General features: G+C 63.1%; 12 protein-coding genes. 2 read left to right on the plus strand and 10 right to left on the minus strand.

Features of this window, described 5'->3' with window-relative positions:
- Nucleotides 1–1,923, minus strand: a complete 1,923-nt coding sequence (locus DSOUD_RS10930; protein WP_053551045.1) for an ABC-F family ATP-binding cassette domain-containing protein — start codon at nucleotides 1,921–1,923, stop codon at nucleotides 1–3.
- Nucleotides 1,924–2,447: 524 nt separating this feature from the next.
- On the opposite strand from DSOUD_RS10930, the gene DSOUD_RS10935 reads away from it, so the two are divergent.
- Nucleotides 2,448–4,946 (plus strand): Rne/Rng family ribonuclease, encoded by a 2,499-nt coding sequence (locus DSOUD_RS10935; RefSeq protein ID WP_082351223.1) that lies wholly within the window; start codon nucleotides 2,448–2,450, stop codon nucleotides 4,944–4,946.
- A gap of 59 nt (nucleotides 4,947–5,005) precedes the next feature.
- Here DSOUD_RS10935 and DSOUD_RS10940 read toward each other — a convergent pair whose 3' ends face one another.
- The 7 genes from DSOUD_RS10940 to DSOUD_RS10970 form a co-directional block, all read right to left on the minus strand.
- On the minus strand, nucleotides 5,006–5,683 hold the full coding sequence (locus DSOUD_RS10940) for a Smr/MutS family protein (RefSeq protein WP_053551046.1): 678 nt from the start codon (nucleotides 5,681–5,683) through the stop codon (nucleotides 5,006–5,008).
- A 2-nt stretch (nucleotides 5,684–5,685) separates the two neighbouring features.
- The gene (locus DSOUD_RS10945) at nucleotides 5,686–6,411 is read right to left on the minus strand and encodes a tetratricopeptide repeat protein (RefSeq protein WP_053551047.1); all 726 of its coding nucleotides are present in this window, start codon (nucleotides 6,409–6,411) and stop codon (nucleotides 5,686–5,688) included.
- A gap of 120 nt (nucleotides 6,412–6,531) precedes the next feature.
- Nucleotides 6,532–7,287 carry a hypothetical protein gene (locus DSOUD_RS10950; protein WP_053551048.1) on the minus strand — a complete coding sequence of 252 codons (756 nt, stop codon included), beginning with the start codon at nucleotides 7,285–7,287 and terminating at the stop codon, nucleotides 6,532–6,534.
- A gap of 1 nt (nucleotide 7,288) precedes the next feature.
- A complete protein-coding gene (locus DSOUD_RS10955; protein ID WP_053551049.1) occupies nucleotides 7,289–8,965 on the minus strand; it encodes a LysM peptidoglycan-binding domain-containing protein in 1,677 nt (558 codons plus the stop codon).
- Between the two features lie 55 nt (nucleotides 8,966–9,020).
- Nucleotides 9,021–10,658, minus strand: a complete 1,638-nt coding sequence (gene hflX / locus DSOUD_RS10960; RefSeq protein ID WP_053551050.1) for a GTPase HflX — start codon at nucleotides 10,656–10,658, stop codon at nucleotides 9,021–9,023.
- 67 nt (nucleotides 10,659–10,725) lie between these two features.
- A complete protein-coding gene (locus tag DSOUD_RS10965) occupies nucleotides 10,726–11,496 on the minus strand; it encodes an enoyl-ACP reductase FabI (protein WP_053551051.1) in 771 nt (256 codons plus the stop codon).
- 66 nt (nucleotides 11,497–11,562) lie between these two features.
- Nucleotides 11,563–12,348 carry a DsbC family protein gene (locus DSOUD_RS10970; RefSeq protein ID WP_053551052.1) on the minus strand — a complete coding sequence of 262 codons (786 nt, stop codon included), beginning with the start codon at nucleotides 12,346–12,348 and terminating at the stop codon, nucleotides 11,563–11,565.
- A gap of 226 nt (nucleotides 12,349–12,574) precedes the next feature.
- Between DSOUD_RS10970 and DSOUD_RS10975 the strand changes: the two genes are divergently transcribed.
- Entirely contained in the window at nucleotides 12,575–13,141 is a 567-nt protein-coding gene (locus DSOUD_RS10975; protein ID WP_053551053.1) for a manganese efflux pump MntP, read from the plus strand.
- A 63-nt stretch (nucleotides 13,142–13,204) separates the two neighbouring features.
- On the opposite strand, the gene DSOUD_RS10980 is transcribed toward DSOUD_RS10975, so the two are convergent.
- Both DSOUD_RS10980 and rlmKL read right to left on the minus strand, forming a co-directional pair.
- Complete coding sequence (locus tag DSOUD_RS10980) at nucleotides 13,205–14,512, minus strand: GGDEF domain-containing protein (protein ID WP_082351225.1); 1,308 nt, start codon at nucleotides 14,510–14,512, stop codon at nucleotides 13,205–13,207.
- A gap of 43 nt (nucleotides 14,513–14,555) precedes the next feature.
- Complete coding sequence (rlmKL, locus tag DSOUD_RS10985; RefSeq protein WP_053551055.1) at nucleotides 14,556–16,712, minus strand: bifunctional 23S rRNA (guanine(2069)-N(7))-methyltransferase RlmK/23S rRNA (guanine(2445)-N(2))-methyltransferase RlmL; 2,157 nt, start codon at nucleotides 16,710–16,712, stop codon at nucleotides 14,556–14,558.
- Nucleotides 16,713–16,738 lie beyond the last annotated feature (26 nt).

The raw sequence follows: 16,738 nt of genomic DNA on the forward strand, positions 1-16,738 counted from the left end.
TCATGCGGTTTCGACCATTTGCAGCGCCTCCCAGCGCGGATAGAGGTCGGCGATCAAATCCTGCAGTTCCCGGTGCCGGGCCGAAACGGTACGCCAGCGCTCCTGATCGCGGTAGAGTTCAGGGTCGGCCATCTCTCCCTCAAGGACGGCCAGCTCCCCTTCCAGGGCTTCGATGGCCTCCTCCACCTCGGCCAACTCCTTCTGGCGGCGCCGGTCGTTTTTTTTGCTCTCCTTGCGCTCCTCCTGGCTGCGCTGCCGTTCCCCTCGCCCCTCTCCCGCGCCTTCCGGGGCGCTGGAGGTTTCCACCCGCAAGCGACTGTGGCTGATATCGCCGACGGTCTCTTTGCTGCGCAAAAAATCCTCGTAATTGCCGAAATGGGAAATGGCCTTTCCGTCGCCGACCTCAACCACCCGGGTGGCCAGAGCATCGACGAAGTAGCGGTCGTGGGAAACGAAGACCAGCCCCCCGGTATAGTGCTGCAGGGAATCGAGAAGAACCTCCTTGGACTTGAGATCGAGGTGGTTGGTCGGCTCGTCGAGGAGGAGGAGGTTGGCCGGTCGCAAAAGGAGGATGGCCAGAGCCAGCCGGTTGCGTTCACCCCCGGAGAGGACCGCCACCTTTTTGTGGACATCGTCGCCGCTGAAGAGAAAGGCGCCGAGAATATCCCGCACCCGGGGAACCATCTCGAAGGGGGCGTCGTCGGTGATCTCCTCGAGAACGGTCTTCCCCGCATGGAGGACCTTGGCCTGGTCCTGGGCAAAGTAAGCCGAAATCAAATTGTGCCCTTCCGTTCGGGTTCCTTCAACGGGGGGCTCGACTCCCGCCAGAATCCGCATCAGGGTCGACTTGCCGGCTCCGTTGGCCCCGACCAGGGCGATGCGGTCCCCGCGTTCGACGCAGAGATCGATGCCGTCGAGAACGGTCAGCGGGCCGTAACGCTGAACGACACCCTTGAGTTCCAGAGCCTGCCGCCCCCCCTTGGGAGGATCGGGGAAACGGAAGGTAATTTTTTTGCGGGCTGGAGGGACCTGGATCCGTTCGATCTTCTCGAGCTGCTTGACCCGGCTCTGCACCAGAGAGGCCTTGTTGGCCTGAAAGCGGAAGCGGCCGATGAACGCCTCAATCTTGGCGATTTCCTCATTCTGTCGGGCCTTGGCCTCCTGCAGAGCGGCCACCCGTCGCTCTCTCTCCTCGAGATAGCGGCTGTAGTTGCCCGGGTATTCGGTGAGGGCGCCGTTCCAGACTTCGACGATCCGTCCGACCACCTGATCGAGAAAGAACCGGTCGTGGGAAACCAGGACGACGGCAAAGGGGTAGGCAGCCAGATATCCCTCGAGCCAGTCCCGGGCCGGGAGGTCGAGGTGATTGGTCGGTTCGTCGAGGAGGAGAAGGTTCGGCTTCTGCAGCAAAAGCTTGGCCAGGGCGATGCGCATCTGCCAGCCGCCGGAGAAGTGGTCGCAGGGCTTGTCCCAATCCGTTTCGGCAAAACCGAGTCCGCGCAGAACCCGGCCGATCTCCGCCTCCATGGCATAGCCGTCGCGCTGCCGGAAAGTCTCCTGCACCTCGGAATAGCGGGCCAGGTCCCCCTCATCATGACGCAGGGCGATGGCCTCTTCGAGGCGGGTCAGCTCGGCCTCCATCTTCAGGAGTTCGGCCAGGGCGCTGCGGACCTCGTCAAAGAGCACGGTCCCCCGATGTTCCAGTCCGTCCTGGGGGAGATAGCCGAAGGTGGTCCCCCGGGCGACATGAAGGTCGCCGCCGTCGGCGGAAACCGTGCCGGCCAGCATCTTGAGGAGGGTGGTCTTGCCGGCTCCGTTCTCTCCGCAGAGACCGATGCGATCGCCCGGGCGGATGTGCCAGTTAATGCCGGCAAAGAGCTTCCGGCCGCCGAAATCTTTGATTATGGATCGTAGATGCAACATGCGCCCTTTATACCATAAGTTACCCCCATCTTGAAACACAGAAGCAGCTCTCGGAGGACACCGCTCCTCCGCGCCGGAGTATCCCCGACCGGGGCCGCCTTTGCCCTATCCAAAACACCTTTTGTCTGCTATAGTTTGCGTATTTCCGGAGGGGTTGCTAACCTCCGACTCAGGAACCCACGGGCATGCATGCGCCCTGGAAGATAGATAAGGCCTAAGGCCCCCAGTCCCCATCGCCCTTCGGCTCGAGAGAAGAGGCGCAGGCAAAGACCGGGTGGACGCAGAGTTTTCCGCCGACCGCACCCGACTGCCGGATGCAGGGCGGCGGCAGAATATCAGGCGGTTTCGGATCGATCCGGCATCCCCCCAGCCGACCGGCCAGACTCCCCTTAAGAGCACCATGCTCCGGGGGACGCCTCCGGGGCTTTAGGGATGCCGACATCGGGAAACCGCACGGGAAGCCGACCGGCTGACCCGGTAACCACACCAGGGAGCGCCCCGCGGGACGTTCCGGAAGGATCTACATGAGCAAGAAGATGCTGATTAACGCCACCCATCCCGAGGAAAACCGGGTGGCCATCGTCGAGGACGGCATCCTGACCGAACTCGACATCGAAGTTGCCGGAAGGGAGCAGACCCGGGGGAATATTTACAAGGGGCTGGTCGTTCGCGTCGAACCGGGGCTGCAGGCCGCCTTTGTCGACTACGGCGGCGACCGTTTCGGCTTTCTCCAGATGGGGGAGATCCACCCCAACTACTTCAAGGCCTACGAATCCAGCCACGAGGGGAAGGGGCGTCCGCGCATCACCGACATCCTTCACCGCGGACAGGAACTCCTGTTGCAGGTCGTCAAGGAAGAGCGGGGGACCAAGGGCGCCGCTCTCACCACCTTCCTCTCCCTCCCTGGCCGCTACATGGTGCTGATGCCCGACAGCGACACCAAGGGGGTCTCCCGCAAGATCGAGGAGGAATCCCAGCGTAAGGCCCTCAAGAGCGCCATGGCCTCCCTTGACCTCCCGCAGAATCTCGGCTACATCGTCCGCACCGCCGGCATCGGCCAGTCCAAGGAAGAGCTGAAGCGGGACTTCGACTATCTGCGCCGGGTCAACGAAAACATCCAGGCCCTGGCCAAAAAGGTCAAGTCCCCCGCCCTGATCTACAAGGAATCGAACCTGGTTATCCGCTGCATCCGCGACTACTTCAGCGCCGATACCGACGAAGTGCTGGTCGACGATCCGGAGGTCTTCCAGGAAGCCAAGGACTTCTTCCAGCAGGTCATGCCCGAGTATGCACGGCTGGTCAAGCTCCATCAGGAGCGACGCCCGATCTTCTCCCGCTACCAGATCGAAGAGCAGATCGAAACCATCAGCAAGAACAAGGTCCCCCTCCCCTCCGGCGGCTCCATCGTCATCGACTCCACCGAAGCGCTGGTGGCCGTCGACGTCAACTCGGGGAAGATGTCCGGCGAATCGGGGGTCGAAGCCACCGCCTTCAGGACCAACATGGAAGCCGCCGTCGAAGTCGGACGCCAGCTGCGGCTGCGCGATCTCGGCGGACTGATCGTCATCGACTTTATCGACATGCGCGACCGCAAACACATCCGCGAGATCGAGAAACAGGTCGCCGCCGCCCTCAAGGACGACAAGGCCCGGGTCACCGTGGGGCGCATCAGCCAGTTCGGTCTCCTCGAGCTCAGCCGCCAGCGCATCAAGGCCATCCTCGCCGAAGGGACCTTCCTCCCCTGCCCCCACTGCCAGGGGAGCGGCCAGGTCAAGAGCCCCGAAGCCCAGGCCATCGCCTTTCTCCGCAAACTGCAGGCCGCGGCGGCCAAGGGGCAGGTCGGCCGCATCGAGGGGGAAGTCCCGCTCGACGTCGCCACCTACCTCCTCAACAGCAAGCGCGAAGAACTCCTGGGGATGGAACGGCGGCACAACCTGACCATTCTCGTCAAGGGGCGCCCCGACTTCATGGCCAGTCAGGCCGAAGTGACCATCCACAAACGGGAGAAGGAAGAAGTCGCCGCCGAGTATATCGAGTCCTCTTCTTTTGCCCAGATGCCGATGACGGACTACCTGGAGGAGGCCGTCGTCGAAGCCCCGGAAGAGAGGGAGGTCGAAAACGAACTCCCCGCCGGCGAAGAGGGGGGCAAAAAGAAACGCCGCCGCCGGCGCAAGAAGAAAAAGGGGAGCGAAGACGGCGGAGCACCGACCGAAGGGAGGGGCGAAGGCGAAGGCGAAGAAGATTTCGAGGAGGGAGAGGCGCCAGAGGAAGAGGTGCCGGATTTGGCCGCGGCCACGGAGGAGGGACTCCCCGTCCTCCTTCATGTCGCCGTCGAAGGTGAGAGTGAAGAGGGCGTCAAACGCAAACGGCGCCGGCGGCGCAAGAAGAGGCCCGCAGAGGCTGCCGCGGAAGCGGCTCTGTCCGGGAACGGCACCGATTCCCCCCGGCATGAGGAGCCCTCCGCCATCGCGCGCCCTCTGGACCTGTCCCCCCCCCTGGCCCCTGCCGCACCCACCCGGGCGGACGTCCTGCCTGAAGCCCCGGCCGGCGGGGAAAAAACAAGGCCGGAGCGCAAGCGCCCTCCCCGGGCCAAAAAGGGTGTTGCGACCGCTGATACCCCCGTGGCCGAGGAAGTGACCCCGCCTTCCCCGGCGGCAGCCGCAAAAGAGACGTCGGAACCGGCGAAGAAAACCCGCACACCGGCCAAGAAGACGGCGCCGGCCAAAACGCCCCTTCCTCCGGCCGATGAGGCGGGCGCAAAGCCGGCCGAAGCAAAGGCCGCTAAAAAGACGGCGACCCGGGCCAAACCCAAGGCCAAAGTAGCAGCCACCTCCAAGGAGAGCCCGGTCAAGGAGGGAGCCGCCGAGAAACCGGCCCCGAAGGCAGCCCCCCGCAACCGCACCCGAAAGGGCGCTGCCGCTCCCGGCGCAGAGGAGATCCCCGGCGCTGCCGCGGAAAAAGCGAAAAAAAGGGCGCCCCGCAAGAAGGCGCCGAAGGTGGAAACGTCCGAAAGCGGAGAATAATCCGCTCCTGATAAGCAAAGGCCGGGACAAGCGTCCCGGCCTTTGCTGTTTGTACCGCCCTACCCCTTCAAAAATACGACCAGCGCCCCCTCACCTCCGTGCTGCCGGGGCGCCCTCCCCCATTCGACGACCCAGGCTCCGGCCTGATGGGTAAGGTAGCGTTCGATCTCGGTGCGTAGCACCGGTTCACTCCCGGAACCGAGACCGCGGCCGGTAATGATGAGCACGGTACGGAACCCCTGATAGACGCTGTTTTCGAGAAAAAACCGGACCTTTTCCCGGGCCTGATCGCGATGGAGGCCGTGGAGATCGAGCCGCGCCTCGGGAAGGAGTTGGCCGCGGCGCACCAGACGCATCCGCCGGGGTTCGGCCCGCACCTCCTCCTCAGGGGAAAATTCATCCTCGAAGACCGCATCCATGGTCCCCAGTGCCGCGCAAAAAAGTTCCTGGTCCGTCGGGGGGGCAAGGGTCCTAATCTTCTCCGTACCCTCCCCTGTCTCCTCCTCCGGAGCCTCTTCGTGGGAAGCCTCTGGGCCACCGGGAGAGAGACCGAGGCGCTCCATCTCCTCGGCGAAAAGCGTCCCATCGTCCCTGGGCTCCTCCTCGAGGGCCGGTTCGGGGAGAGCCTTGGACACCGGGGGGACCGGCTTTTTCGGTTTGTCGTTGGAAACGCAAAACCCCTTCAGGGAGGCGAAGGGGTTCTGGGGGGATTTTCTGGATTTTTTTCCGGGAGCCAAAATCAGCGCCTCACGATCTTTCGCCGCCCCTGAATCGCCTTGGTCTGCTGCTTGATGAGAGCCCCGGGCTTTTCGAGGTGAAACTGGTACCACATATCCCCGTAGTCCTGCATCCTCATCCGGTTCCCGACCCGCAACGCCTGCAGGTTGGCCTCCAGATGCTCGTCGCCGCCGCACTTCTTGATCCCCTTCTCCATGGCGGCAATCGCCTTCTCCTTTTCCCCGACCTTATCCAGGCACAGGGCATAGAGGTTCCACAGGAGGGGTTCCTTTTTCGTCGCCGCCGTGGCTTTCTGGAAGGTTTCGATCATCTTGGCGGTCTTGTTGCGCTTCATATAGCAGATACCGAGCATCGCCATCGCCACCCAGTGGCGGACAAAGCCTTTTTGCAGGAACTCGAAGGCTTTGGCAAAATCGCGGCGCAGGTAGAGGAGCATGCCGATCTGGGCATCGATCTGCGGTTTGACGTAGAACTGCCAGGCGCCGTATTTGTAGCCGCTTTCCAACGTCTTGACGGCCTTTTCGATCCGCCCGGCCTGGATGTCGCGCTGGGCGATCTCCATGAGGTCGCCGACCTTTTTCATGACATGTCGCATGAGCAGGATATAGACGCCGGCAAAGGCGATCAGGGCGATGATGGCGACATACCATATGTTGAGCCCGGCCAAGAAATAAAGGGTGACGACAGCGAGGGCGCAGACCAGCAGAGAAATGGCGAGATTGAACATGCGGGAGGGGATTCCTTTCGGGGATTACGAGCGAGCAGAGTTTAGCAATCCCGCCCTCAAATGTCAAAACCAATGTCGCCGGAGGGTAGAGGAAAAAGGGGGCGGCAGCTCCCCGGGAATCTAGCGGGGGAGACAGGGATGCCAGACCAGACGGTCGATTCCGCACCCTTGCAGATCGCCGGGGAGGTCGTCGTTGGAAAGGAACTGGGTGTTGCCCCGCTGCAGGAGGGGGAGTTGGCTGCGGGGGCTCTCAAGAACAAAGACCTCGCCGCAGGAAGAATCGCACCCCTCCGCCCTATTTCCGTCGCGGAAAGGACAGTTGCGGCTCGAGGTCACCATGGCAAAGGGGTAATGAAGGGAAGCGCGAAGTCCGTCGGGAAGAGGAGATATCCCCTGCAGCAGATTGTCGAGTTCCACTCGGTATATTCCCGTCTCGGCAAGAAACCGCTCCGCCTCGGGGGAATACCAGCTCCCTTGACGGAAATAGCGGGACTCGTCGGCGGTGAGTTGAAGATCGAGGATTTCCGGACCCCGTTTTTGCCCCGAAAGGACCCTCCCGAGGATGACCGGGATGCCGGGAGCCGTCTCCTGCACCAGGGAAAGTGCCCCCCAGTCGGAAATGAGGATTTCGTCCCCGGGAGCCAGAAACGGGGAGATCTTCTCGAGAACCCGGCGCAGGGGGGCCAGAAAGGGCTCGACGATGACCGGCGTGGCGAGGGTGAAGGGGACGGCGCAGCGGCGGGCGGCTTCCATGGCGGCGAGGATCTCCGCGGCCTCCGGAAAGGTCCAGGGACAGAATTCGGCCCCGAAATAGAGCCGGCCGACCCAGGAGGGGAGATCGTCGTCGGGACGGCTCAGAAAGAGGGCCCGCTCCATGCTACCCTCGACTCCCGCCCGCAACCATCAGTGTCAGTTTGTCCCCGGGGCGGAGGATGTGGTCGGCCGAGAGTTCGTTCCAGGCCATGATCTGCCGGGTATTCACCGAAAACTGCTTACCGATCCCCCAGAGGGTATCCCCGGCGCGGACCTTGTAGACGATCTTGCGCACCGGCCCGTCGTCCTTCGTCCCCTTGCCGGCCACCGTTTGCGGCTTGACGGCCTTGGCCGCCCCGGCGGAAACGACGAGCGTCTGACCGGGGCGAATGGTGTTGCTCCATCCGAGACGGTTCCAGACCCGTAGCTCTTTTTCGGAAACATTGAAGCGCCGGGCGATTTTCCACAGGCTGTCCCCCGAGCGCACCGTATAGGTCTGGCGGCGGCTGCGGACATAGTCGTCCTTGAGCTCATCCACCGGAAGGCTGGTATACCCCTTTTTGAGAGGGAGGATGAGATCGGCGCCGATGCGCAGCGCCTTGGGGTTTTTGATGCCGTTGAGAGCGATGATGTCGGCGACCCGGATCTTGTATTTATGGCTCAGGGCCAGCAGTGTGTCCCCCGGGGCGATCCGGTGCCGCTTGTAATTGGCCCGGTCCTCATGGGGAAGAAGGGCGTATCCCTTTTCAAAGCGTTCCCGGCTGCCGAGGGGGATCCGCACCTCGTAATCGCGGATCCCCGGCGGGGTGCACCAGCGCTTGAGCTCGGGATTGAGGGCCTTGACCGTTTCGTAATCGGCGCCGCAGAGCCGGGCGATGACCTCGAGATCGGTGGCCGTCGGCACCTGTACCGTCTCAAAATCGTGGGGATCCTGGTACTCGATATCGGTGAAGCCGTACTTCTCAGGTTCCTTGGCGATGATGAGCGCGGCCATCAGCTTGGGGAGATAATTCTTGGTCTCGAGCTGCAGATACTTGCCGCGGCTGATCTCCCAGAAGTCCCGAGTGTTGTACTTGCGGATGGCGTGGGCCATCTTCCCCGGCCCGGCGTTGTAGGAGGCAATCGCCAGGTTCCAGTCGCCGTCGAAACGGCGATTCAGGTCCTTGAGGAACCGGGCCGCGGCACGGGTCGACTTTTCAAAATCCCGCCGCTCGTCGTACCACCAGTCGCTCTTGAGCCCCATCATCCGTCCGGTGCTCTCGATGAATTGCCAGGGCCCGACGGCATTGGCCCAGCTGTAGGCCCGATTATTGAAGCCGGATTCGATCATCGCCAGGTAGGTCAGGTCGAGAGGGAGATCCTCCTCGCTGAAGATCTGGCGCATCAGGGGGAGATAGCGCCCAGAACGCTCGAGCCAGCGCGTGAAGGTCCCGTGTCCGCGGCCGCTGTAGTAATCGATGAAGTAGCGGACCTTTTCGTTTTCGACGACGGGAAAGTCGAAGGTCACCGCGACGGGGGCCACGGTCACCCCCTCGTTGTCGGGCGGGAGCTGGTCGGCACCGTTCAGAAGGAGGTTGTCCTCGATCGTCTCCGGATCGACGGCGGCCACCTCCTCAAGAAGATCCGTGGCGACGACCGCCGGCGCCTGATTTTCGACGAGGAGGGGACTCTCCTGGGGAGCGAGCGCTTCGCTACGCACAGGGTCGGGATTCGCCGGGTGGCCGGTGACTCCTTCGGACGCCGAATACGGCAGACACCCTGCGACAAAGAGAATCAGGGCCGCAGCCAAGATGACTTTCATGTTCATTCCTCCGGGTTTTTGCCACGGCTCAGGCTATAAAAAAAAGCCTTGCATGTCAATGAGTTCCCGCTTCGTCGGGCCAGAAGCGCCGCTGCAATTCGGCGAGAAGGGGAAGGAAGGTCGTGCGATTTCGAGCACTTACTCCGATGGCCTGATTGCGGCGGCAATAGGCGGCCACTTCGTCGGGATCGACCAGGTCGATCTTGTTGAAGACGAGCAGGGTCGGGATGCGGTCGAGTTCCAGATCGGCGAGGATCTTTTCCACGGACTTCATCTGCTCCTCGAAGCGCGGATTGGAGAGATCGACGACGTGCAGCAGCAGGTCGGCATCCTCGAGCTCTTCAAGGGTCGCCTTGAAGGCCCCCATCAGACTCTTGGGGAGTTTGCGGATGAAACCGACGGTGTCGGTGATGATGACCTCCCTCTCCAGGGGAAAGCGCAGACGGCGGGTGGCGGTGTCGAGGGTGGCGAAGAGGAGATCCTCGGTGAGGACCGCGCTCTGGGTCATGGCGTTGAGGAGGGTCGATTTGCCGGCGTTGGTGTACCCGACGATGGAGACGATCGGCACCTCGGCGCGGATGCGGCGCTGCCGGCGCTGCCGACGCCCCTGGGAAAGGGCCTCCAGCTGCTTTTCCAGGCGGGTGATGCGATCGCGGATGCGCCGGCGGTCGGTCTCGAGTTTGGTCTCCCCCGGACCGCGGCCGCCGATCCCCCCCATAAGGCGCGAAAGAGCGGTCCCCCGGCCGACCAGACGCGGCATGATGTATTTGAGCTGGGCCAGTTCGACCTGCACCTTGCCGTCGAGGGTATGGGCCCGCCGGGCGAAGATATCGAGGATCAGCTGGCTGCGGTCGATGACCTTGATTTCGGTGATCTCGGTAATGGAACGCACCTGCGCCGGCGAGAGATCCTGGTCGAAGATCAAAAGGGTCGCCCCCTGCTGCAGGGCGCGGATGACCACCTCCTTGACCTTCCCCTCCCCCATGAGGTACTTGGGGTTGAGTTGCCGGGCCCGCTGGACGATCCGGTCGAGGACCACGACGTCAGCGGTGCGGGCCAGTTCGGTCAGCTCGTCGAGCGAATCCTCGGTCTCCTGCCGCGACTCCTGGGAGACGGAAATGAGGATCGCCTTCTCCCGGGTGTCGGAGAGATCGACGGTTTCGGCCATCTTCCCCTCGAGTTCGGCCTCCAGGGAGCGGATGAACTGATCGAAATCGAGATCGAAGTCGTAAACCGAAGGCGCCTTCAGGATCTCGACGCTCTTCTCTTCGGGGTTGGGGGGGAGGATGTGGGCGTAATGCACCGCGCCCGGCAGTCCGTCCCCGCCGACACCGAGGGCGACCATCAGGTCGAGGCGCAAGAGGGCCAGGTCGGTGAGGTCGTCCTGGGAGAGGGGTTCGCCCTTCAGGTGGGTATGGATACAGCGCAGGCCGCGCAGGCCGCTGCGCCCGAGGGCGAAGCCGGAGAGGTCGGGGATGACGATCTCGCGGTCGTCGCCGACGATGACGTGAATCACCGTCCCCAGGCGATCGAGAATGACGCCTATCTGACGGCGCAGGGCAGAGGACTGCTCGGTGAGATAGCGCGCCAGTTCAACGCTGACAACCTGGTCCGGCGGAATCCGCCGACGGTAGATCCGCTCCAGCCCCTTGATCTGGCTCGGTTTGAGACCGGTGAGATGACCCTGAATCAATACAGCCCCCTCGAAAGCAAAAAAGGGCCCGGCAGGGCCCTTTTCCGATACTGCAACACGACGCCGATCAGGCGCAGACTACGGTACTGAAGCCGCCGTCGACGAAGTGAACCTCGCCGGTGACTCCGCTGGAGAGATCGGAGACGAGATAGACGGCGGAACGGCCGACGTCCTCCTGATTGATGGCGCGACGCAGGGGAGCGTACTGGTCCATCAGCTTGATCTTTTCCTTGAGGCCGGCGACGCCGGAGCCGGCCAGGGTCTTGATCGGCCCGGCGGAGATGGCGTTGACGCGAATCCCCTTCTCCCCCAGTTCGGCGGCAAGGTAGCGCATCGACGCTTCCAGGGCGGCCTTGGCGGCCCCCATGACGTTGTAGTTGGGAACGGCCCGGGTCGACCCGAGGTAGGTCATGGTGACGATGCTGCCGCCGTTTTTCATCAGGGGCGCGGCGTAGCGGCTCATGGCCACCAGGGAGTAGGCGCTGATGTCCATGGCCAGGGCGAAACCCTCGCGGCTGGTCTGGGTAAAGGGTCTCTTCAGGTCGTCGCGGTTGGCAAAGGCTACGGAATGGATGACGAAATCGAGTCCCCCCCAGGCCGCCTCCACATCCTTGAAGACCTGCTCGATGTCGGCATCGCTGCCGACGTCGCAGGGGAGGATCAACTCTGAATCGAGGCTTTCCGCCAGGGGACGCACCCGTTTTTCCAGTGCCCCGTTGAGGTAGGTAAAAGCCAGGGTCGCCCCGGCGGCCCGCAGCTCCTGGGCCACGCCCCAGGCGATACTCATATCATTGGCGACACCGAAAATGATGCCGCGTTTTCCATCCATCAAACCCATTGTATACAGCCTCCTTAATGTCTTTTTCAACAGGCACTTGTACCAGAGTGCCAGGGAGATAGCAAGTTATTTGACCGCCTTGGCCACGGGCGCTCCCCCCCCGAGGAGCTTGAGGAGATCGTCAGCCGATTTGGCCCCGGGGACAATGAGCCCGTCGGGAAGGACCAGGGTCGGCGTCGAGCGGATCCCCAGGGTCTCCACGAGGGCCAGGGTCTGGTCCACCACATCCGTTTCGCAGGTGGCCGGAGGAACGGGGAGTCCGGCAAAGCTCAGCTCGAGGAATTCGAGGGACTTGCTGCAGACGATACTCTTGGCAATCCCGTAGGCGTTGGGGTGCATCTTGAGGGGGAACAACTTGATGAGAAAGGCGATCTCCGGATTGCGCTGAACCACCTCCTTCAAGGTGACATGAAGCTTCTTGCAATAGGGGCATTCCGGGTCGGTAAAGACGATGACTTTGGTCTTGGCCCCCTTCTTGCCGAGGAGCAGGGCGTCATCCAGGGGGATTTTGGACACATCGACCTTGTTGAGTTCCGCCTGGCGGGCGGTGGTGATGTTCTGGTGATCCTTGAGGCGGATGACGTTGCCGGCCACAAGATAGGCCTTGGAAAAATCGATGAAAAGGGGGAATTTCTGATTGTCCTTTTCCACCGAGACCATCCAGAGACCGGGGATTTCGGCAAAGGAGACGTCGAGTACCTTGTCCACCCCCCCCTTGAGGAGATCGGCGGCTTCGGCCTTGGTCAGGCTGTGACAATCGGCACAGGTGCCGGCGCCGCAGCCGTCCTGGGTAAAGGCCTGGCCGGGGACCGCAAGAAAAAGGGCTATGGTCATCATCAGAAGTATTTTCATGTTTCGGATCCTTTTCGCAATATTTGACGGGCTGATGAATTTTTCAAACTTCGACATTCTACAACCTTCGACCCTCTCAAGGCAAGTCCCAACGTTCCCTTCTCCCTTCTCCCTTCTCCCTTCTCCCTTCTCCCTTCCTTTTCCATTGACAAGAAGGAGCGCAGCAGGGAAAATCGCCGCGGTCGACGCTGCCAAACATGCCGTCGCCACCCACCGGAGACCCGCAATGGACCTGCTGACCCTATTCGGTATCGCCCTGGCCCTGGCCATGGACGCCTTTGCCGTCGCCCTCGGGGCCGGGCTGATTCTCCAACCCCTGACCCGCCGTCATCTTTTTCGCCTTGGTTTTCATTTCGGACTCTTTCAGGCCCTGATGCCGGTCATCGGCTGGCTGGCCGGCCTTACGATCCAACACTGGATCGCCGCTTACGACCACTGGGTGGCCTTTGCCCTGCTGGCCTTCGTCGGCGCCCGGATGGTGCGGGAAGCCTTTGCCGACGACGATCCCGACAAGGCCGGCAGCGATCCGACCCGGGGGTTGACCCTGATCCTCCTCTCCGTCGCCACCAGCATCGACGCCCTGGCCGTCGGCCTTTCCCTGGCGCTGGTCGGCGTCAGCATCTGGCTGCCGGCGACCATCATCGGTCTGGTCGCCGGGGTCCTGACGGTGATCGGCATGCTTCTCGGCCGGCGCATCGGTGCCGCCTGGGGGCGCCGGGTCGAAGTCGCAGGCGGCCTGGTCCTGATCGGCATCGGGCTGCGGATCCTCCTCGAACACACCCTCTTTTCATGAAAAAAGGCCGGAGATCATCCCTCCGGCCCCTCTCCTGCAAAACACTCTTCCCCAACCCCTCCGTCACAACGTGTCTTCGGGTCCCGTCTCCTCCTCCCCCTCCTCAACGGCGGTACGGACCGGACCCTCTTCGGCGCCGCAGACCCGGTTGCGCCCCTTCATCTTGGCCCGGTAAAGGGCAGCGTCCGCCCGGCGCAGAGCCGGTTCGATGTCGTCCTCGCCGGTTCGGGTGACCGCTATCCCGAAACTCCCCGTGACCGAAAGGCTCTGCCCCCTGACCTCGACGGGGCGACCCGCCAGCGTTTCGAGCATCCGCAGACCGACGGCGCGGACCTTCGCCGAAGAGGCGCCGGGGAGGACAGCGAGGAATTCCTCGCCGCCGTAACGACCGATGACGTCATAGCCGCGGACCGCTCCCTTGAGCCTTCGGGCAAGTTCGCAAAGGACAGCGTCGCCGCATTGATGGCCGAAGCTGTCGTTGATCTTTTTGAAATGATCGATATCGATCATGATGAAGCCGATAACGTTCTCGAGGCTCCGCAGGCGGCTGCGGCGAATCCTGCGCAGCTCGCGGTCTGCCCGGTCGAGAATCTCCCGGCGATTAAAGATCCCGGTGAGGGGATCGGTGGTGGCCAGTCTTTGCAGCTGGTCCTGGACCGTCTTGAGCTGGAGCGTCGCCTTGCGGACGACGAGGAAGGAACAAAAAAAGACCGCCATCAGAGTGAGTCCGAGAAGGATCACCGTGCGGGTCACGACCTCACGGATCTCCTGGCGGTAGCCGGTAACGTCGACGTAGATTTCAATGGCACCGACCACCCGCTCGAGGCCGACCCGGATCGGCACGTAGGTTTCGACCACGTCGACGTCGATGATCTGTTCCTCGGCCAGGTCGAGGACCCGGTCCTTGGTCACGAACTGCGAATCGTTCTGCCCGGAGAGGGCCCGGTTCAGGCGGGGGTTCCCCTCGTCCTTAATACCGATGATGCTTGCGTCGGTGCTGTAAACGATGGTGCTGTCGGCGGCAAATATCTTGATCTTGACGATGGAAAACGGGCGCAGAAAACGGCGCAGTCGCCGATCCAGGTCGGGGATTTCTTCGGAACGCAGAACGACTCCGATGCCGCCGTCTTCCCCTTTCTCCAGCAGAAGCCCCCTCTCCTGGGCCACCAGCACTTCGCTGACGTGGATGGCCAAGGTCTCGGCGTTGGCGATGACCTGCCCGGCGTAAACCCGATAGATCCCGTAGCCGGCAAGGGAGAGGATGGCGACTATGGACACCAGGGCGATGGCGACGAGCTGCCGCAGCAAAATCTCCGGATTGTTGCGGCTCGGGGTCTCCCCTGATCGAAATGTCACAGTTTTACCTCTCATCCTTCTTTGCCCTCCCTCTCAGGACAGGTAAAGCTTTCAGACGTCAAAGGCGGCGGATTTTCCAGCAATTGTGGATCCGCGGACTGCGCTCGAAATCCTTCGGGATCGTCCGGCGGCTGATGTCCTCGATCTCCAGCCCGGGAAGACTCTCCCTGTCCATCTTGAAGCGCCGGTTGTTGTTGGAGAAGATCAGCACCCCCTCCGGTTCGAGAAGGGCGACGGTGCTCTGCAGCAGCGCCACATGGTCGCGCTGGACATCGAAGCTATCCTCCACCGATTTGGAATTGGAGAAGGTCGGCGGATCGAGAAAGATGAGGCCGAAGCGGCGCCGGCTTGTGGCGAGCCACTCGAGGCAGTCGGCCTGGACGAATTCGTGGCGACGGTCGGCAAAACCGTTCAGCGCCATATTTTTTTTCGCCCAGCCGAGATAGGTGCGGGACATGTCGACAGTCACCGTCGAGAGCGCCCCCCCCATGGCGGCATGTACGGTGGCGGTGCCGGTATAGGCGAAAAGGTTGAGAAAGCGCTTCCCTTCGGCGAGTTCCCCGATCATGGCCCGGGTCAGGCGGTGGTCGAGGAAGAGCCCGGTGTCGAGATAGTCGGTGAAATTGACGAGAAACCGGCAGGCCCCTTCGCCAACCTCGTGGAATTCCCCCGTCTGGTCGAGCTTGCGGTACTGCTCGTTCCCCTTCTGGCGGCGGCGCACCTTGAGAAAGACCCTTTCCTGCGCCACCCCGAGAGCGACGGGGATGACCGCCATCGCTTCCTGCAGACGGGTCGCGGCCAGCTTCGGATCGATGGTTTTGGGGGCCTCGTACTCCTGGACATGCACCCAGTCCTGGTAGACGTCCACGGCGACGGCATACTCGGGGAGATCGGCATCGTAAAGACGATAGCAGGAAATCCCCTCGCGGCTGGCCCAGCGGCCGAGATTCTTCAGGTTCTTGGCCAGCCGGTTGGCGAGCATCTGCGGCCCCTCGCCCCAGCGGGGCGATTCGCCGGGAACGGCGATCACCGGCTCGCGGTAGAACCACTGGGGGTCGATGTCGAAATGGAGGAGCTGGCAGGACAGAGCGCCGTTGAACAGGGAATGGATGCGCCGGCTGCGCATGGCCAGAGCCTTGCCGAGTTCGGGATTGCCGGTAAAGACCGCCGCCTTCCAGCCGGAAAAGTGTTGACGGAGCCGCTCGCCAAGGGTGGCGTAGAGGGGCTTGAGCCCCTGCAGTTCACCGAGGCGCTCGCCGTAGGGGGGGTTGACCACCAGCAGGCCGGGAACCCCGTCCTGCCCGGGAGGAGCCTTCAGGTCGGAGAGCTCCTGCTCTTCGAAGGAGATCCGCTCGGCGAGCCCGGCCCGGGCGGCGTTGGCCCGGGCGGCGCGGATCGCCCTCGGATCGGCATCGTAGCCGGCGATCGGCGGGAGGGCGGCGAGCCCCTGGTCGCGACGAAGGCTAGCCTCTTCGAGGAGGCGCTCCCAGAGGGAGGCATCGTGCCCCAGCCAGGCGAGAAAACCGAAATGCTCCCGGGTCAGACCGGGGGCGATATCGGCGGCGATCAGGGCCGCCTCGATGGGGAGCGTCCCCGAGCCGCACATGGGGTCGACCAGCCCCCCGCCGGCGGCGGCGATCCCGGGCCAGTTGCAGCGCAAGAGGATGGCCGCTGCCAGGTTCTCCTTCAGGGGGGCAGCCATCCCCTCCTCGCGGTAGCCGCGGCGGTGCAGGCTCTCCCCGGAAAGATCGATGGAGAGGACCCCCTCGGTGCGCTCGAGATGGAGATTGATGCGCAGGTCGGGGCGCTCCCGGGCCACGGAGGGGCGCACTCCGCAGGCGTCGCGGAACTGGTCGACGACGGCGTCCTTGACCTTGAGAGAGGCGTAATGGCTGTGCGTCAGGGGGGAGTGGCGCAGCGAACAGTCGACGGTCAGGGTGCCGTCGGATTCGAGATGGTCTCCCCAGGAAATGGACGCCGCACCGCTGTAAACCTCCTCCGGCGTCAAGGCGGGAAAACGCGCCAGCGGCAGGAGGATGCGGCTGGCCAGGCGCGACCAGAGGCAGGCCCGATAGCCGGTCTCGAGGGGGCCGCGAAAGCTCACGCCGGAGCCGGTCTCGGCGATCACCTCGGCGCCGAGGGCGCGCAGTTCGGCGGCGAGGAGGGATTCGACGCCGCGGGGGGCGGTGGCAAAAAATTCAAGGGTGTCAGTCAAGGGGCTTCCGTTTCGCTGGGAGGTGC

This window comes from Desulfuromonas soudanensis (assembly GCF_001278055.1).
GTDB lineage: Bacteria > Desulfobacterota > Desulfuromonadia > Desulfuromonadales > WTL > Deferrimonas > Deferrimonas soudanensis.

Coding starts and splice junctions, on each gene's coding strand:
- DSOUD_RS10955 (WP_053551049.1), bottom strand. CDS start 8,965: ATGAAAGTCATCTTGGCTGCGGCCCTGATTCTCTTTGTCGCAGGGTGT.
- DSOUD_RS10945 (WP_053551047.1), bottom strand. CDS start 6,411: ATGTTCAATCTCGCCATTTCTCTGCTGGTCTGCGCCCTCGCTGTCGTC.
- DSOUD_RS10975 (WP_053551053.1), top strand. CDS start 12,575: ATGGACCTGCTGACCCTATTCGGTATCGCCCTGGCCCTGGCCATGGAC.
- DSOUD_RS10935 (WP_082351223.1), top strand. CDS start 2,448: ATGAGCAAGAAGATGCTGATTAACGCCACCCATCCCGAGGAAAACCGG.
- DSOUD_RS10930 (WP_053551045.1), bottom strand. CDS start 1,923: ATGTTGCATCTACGATCCATAATCAAAGATTTCGGCGGCCGGAAGCTC.
- DSOUD_RS10980 (WP_082351225.1), bottom strand. CDS start 14,512: ATGAGAGGTAAAACTGTGACATTTCGATCAGGGGAGACCCCGAGCCGC.
- DSOUD_RS10950 (WP_053551048.1), bottom strand. CDS start 7,287: ATGGAGCGGGCCCTCTTTCTGAGCCGTCCCGACGACGATCTCCCCTCC.
- DSOUD_RS10970 (WP_053551052.1), bottom strand. CDS start 12,348: ATGAAAATACTTCTGATGATGACCATAGCCCTTTTTCTTGCGGTCCCC.
- DSOUD_RS10965 (WP_053551051.1), bottom strand. CDS start 11,496: ATGGGTTTGATGGATGGAAAACGCGGCATCATTTTCGGTGTCGCCAAT.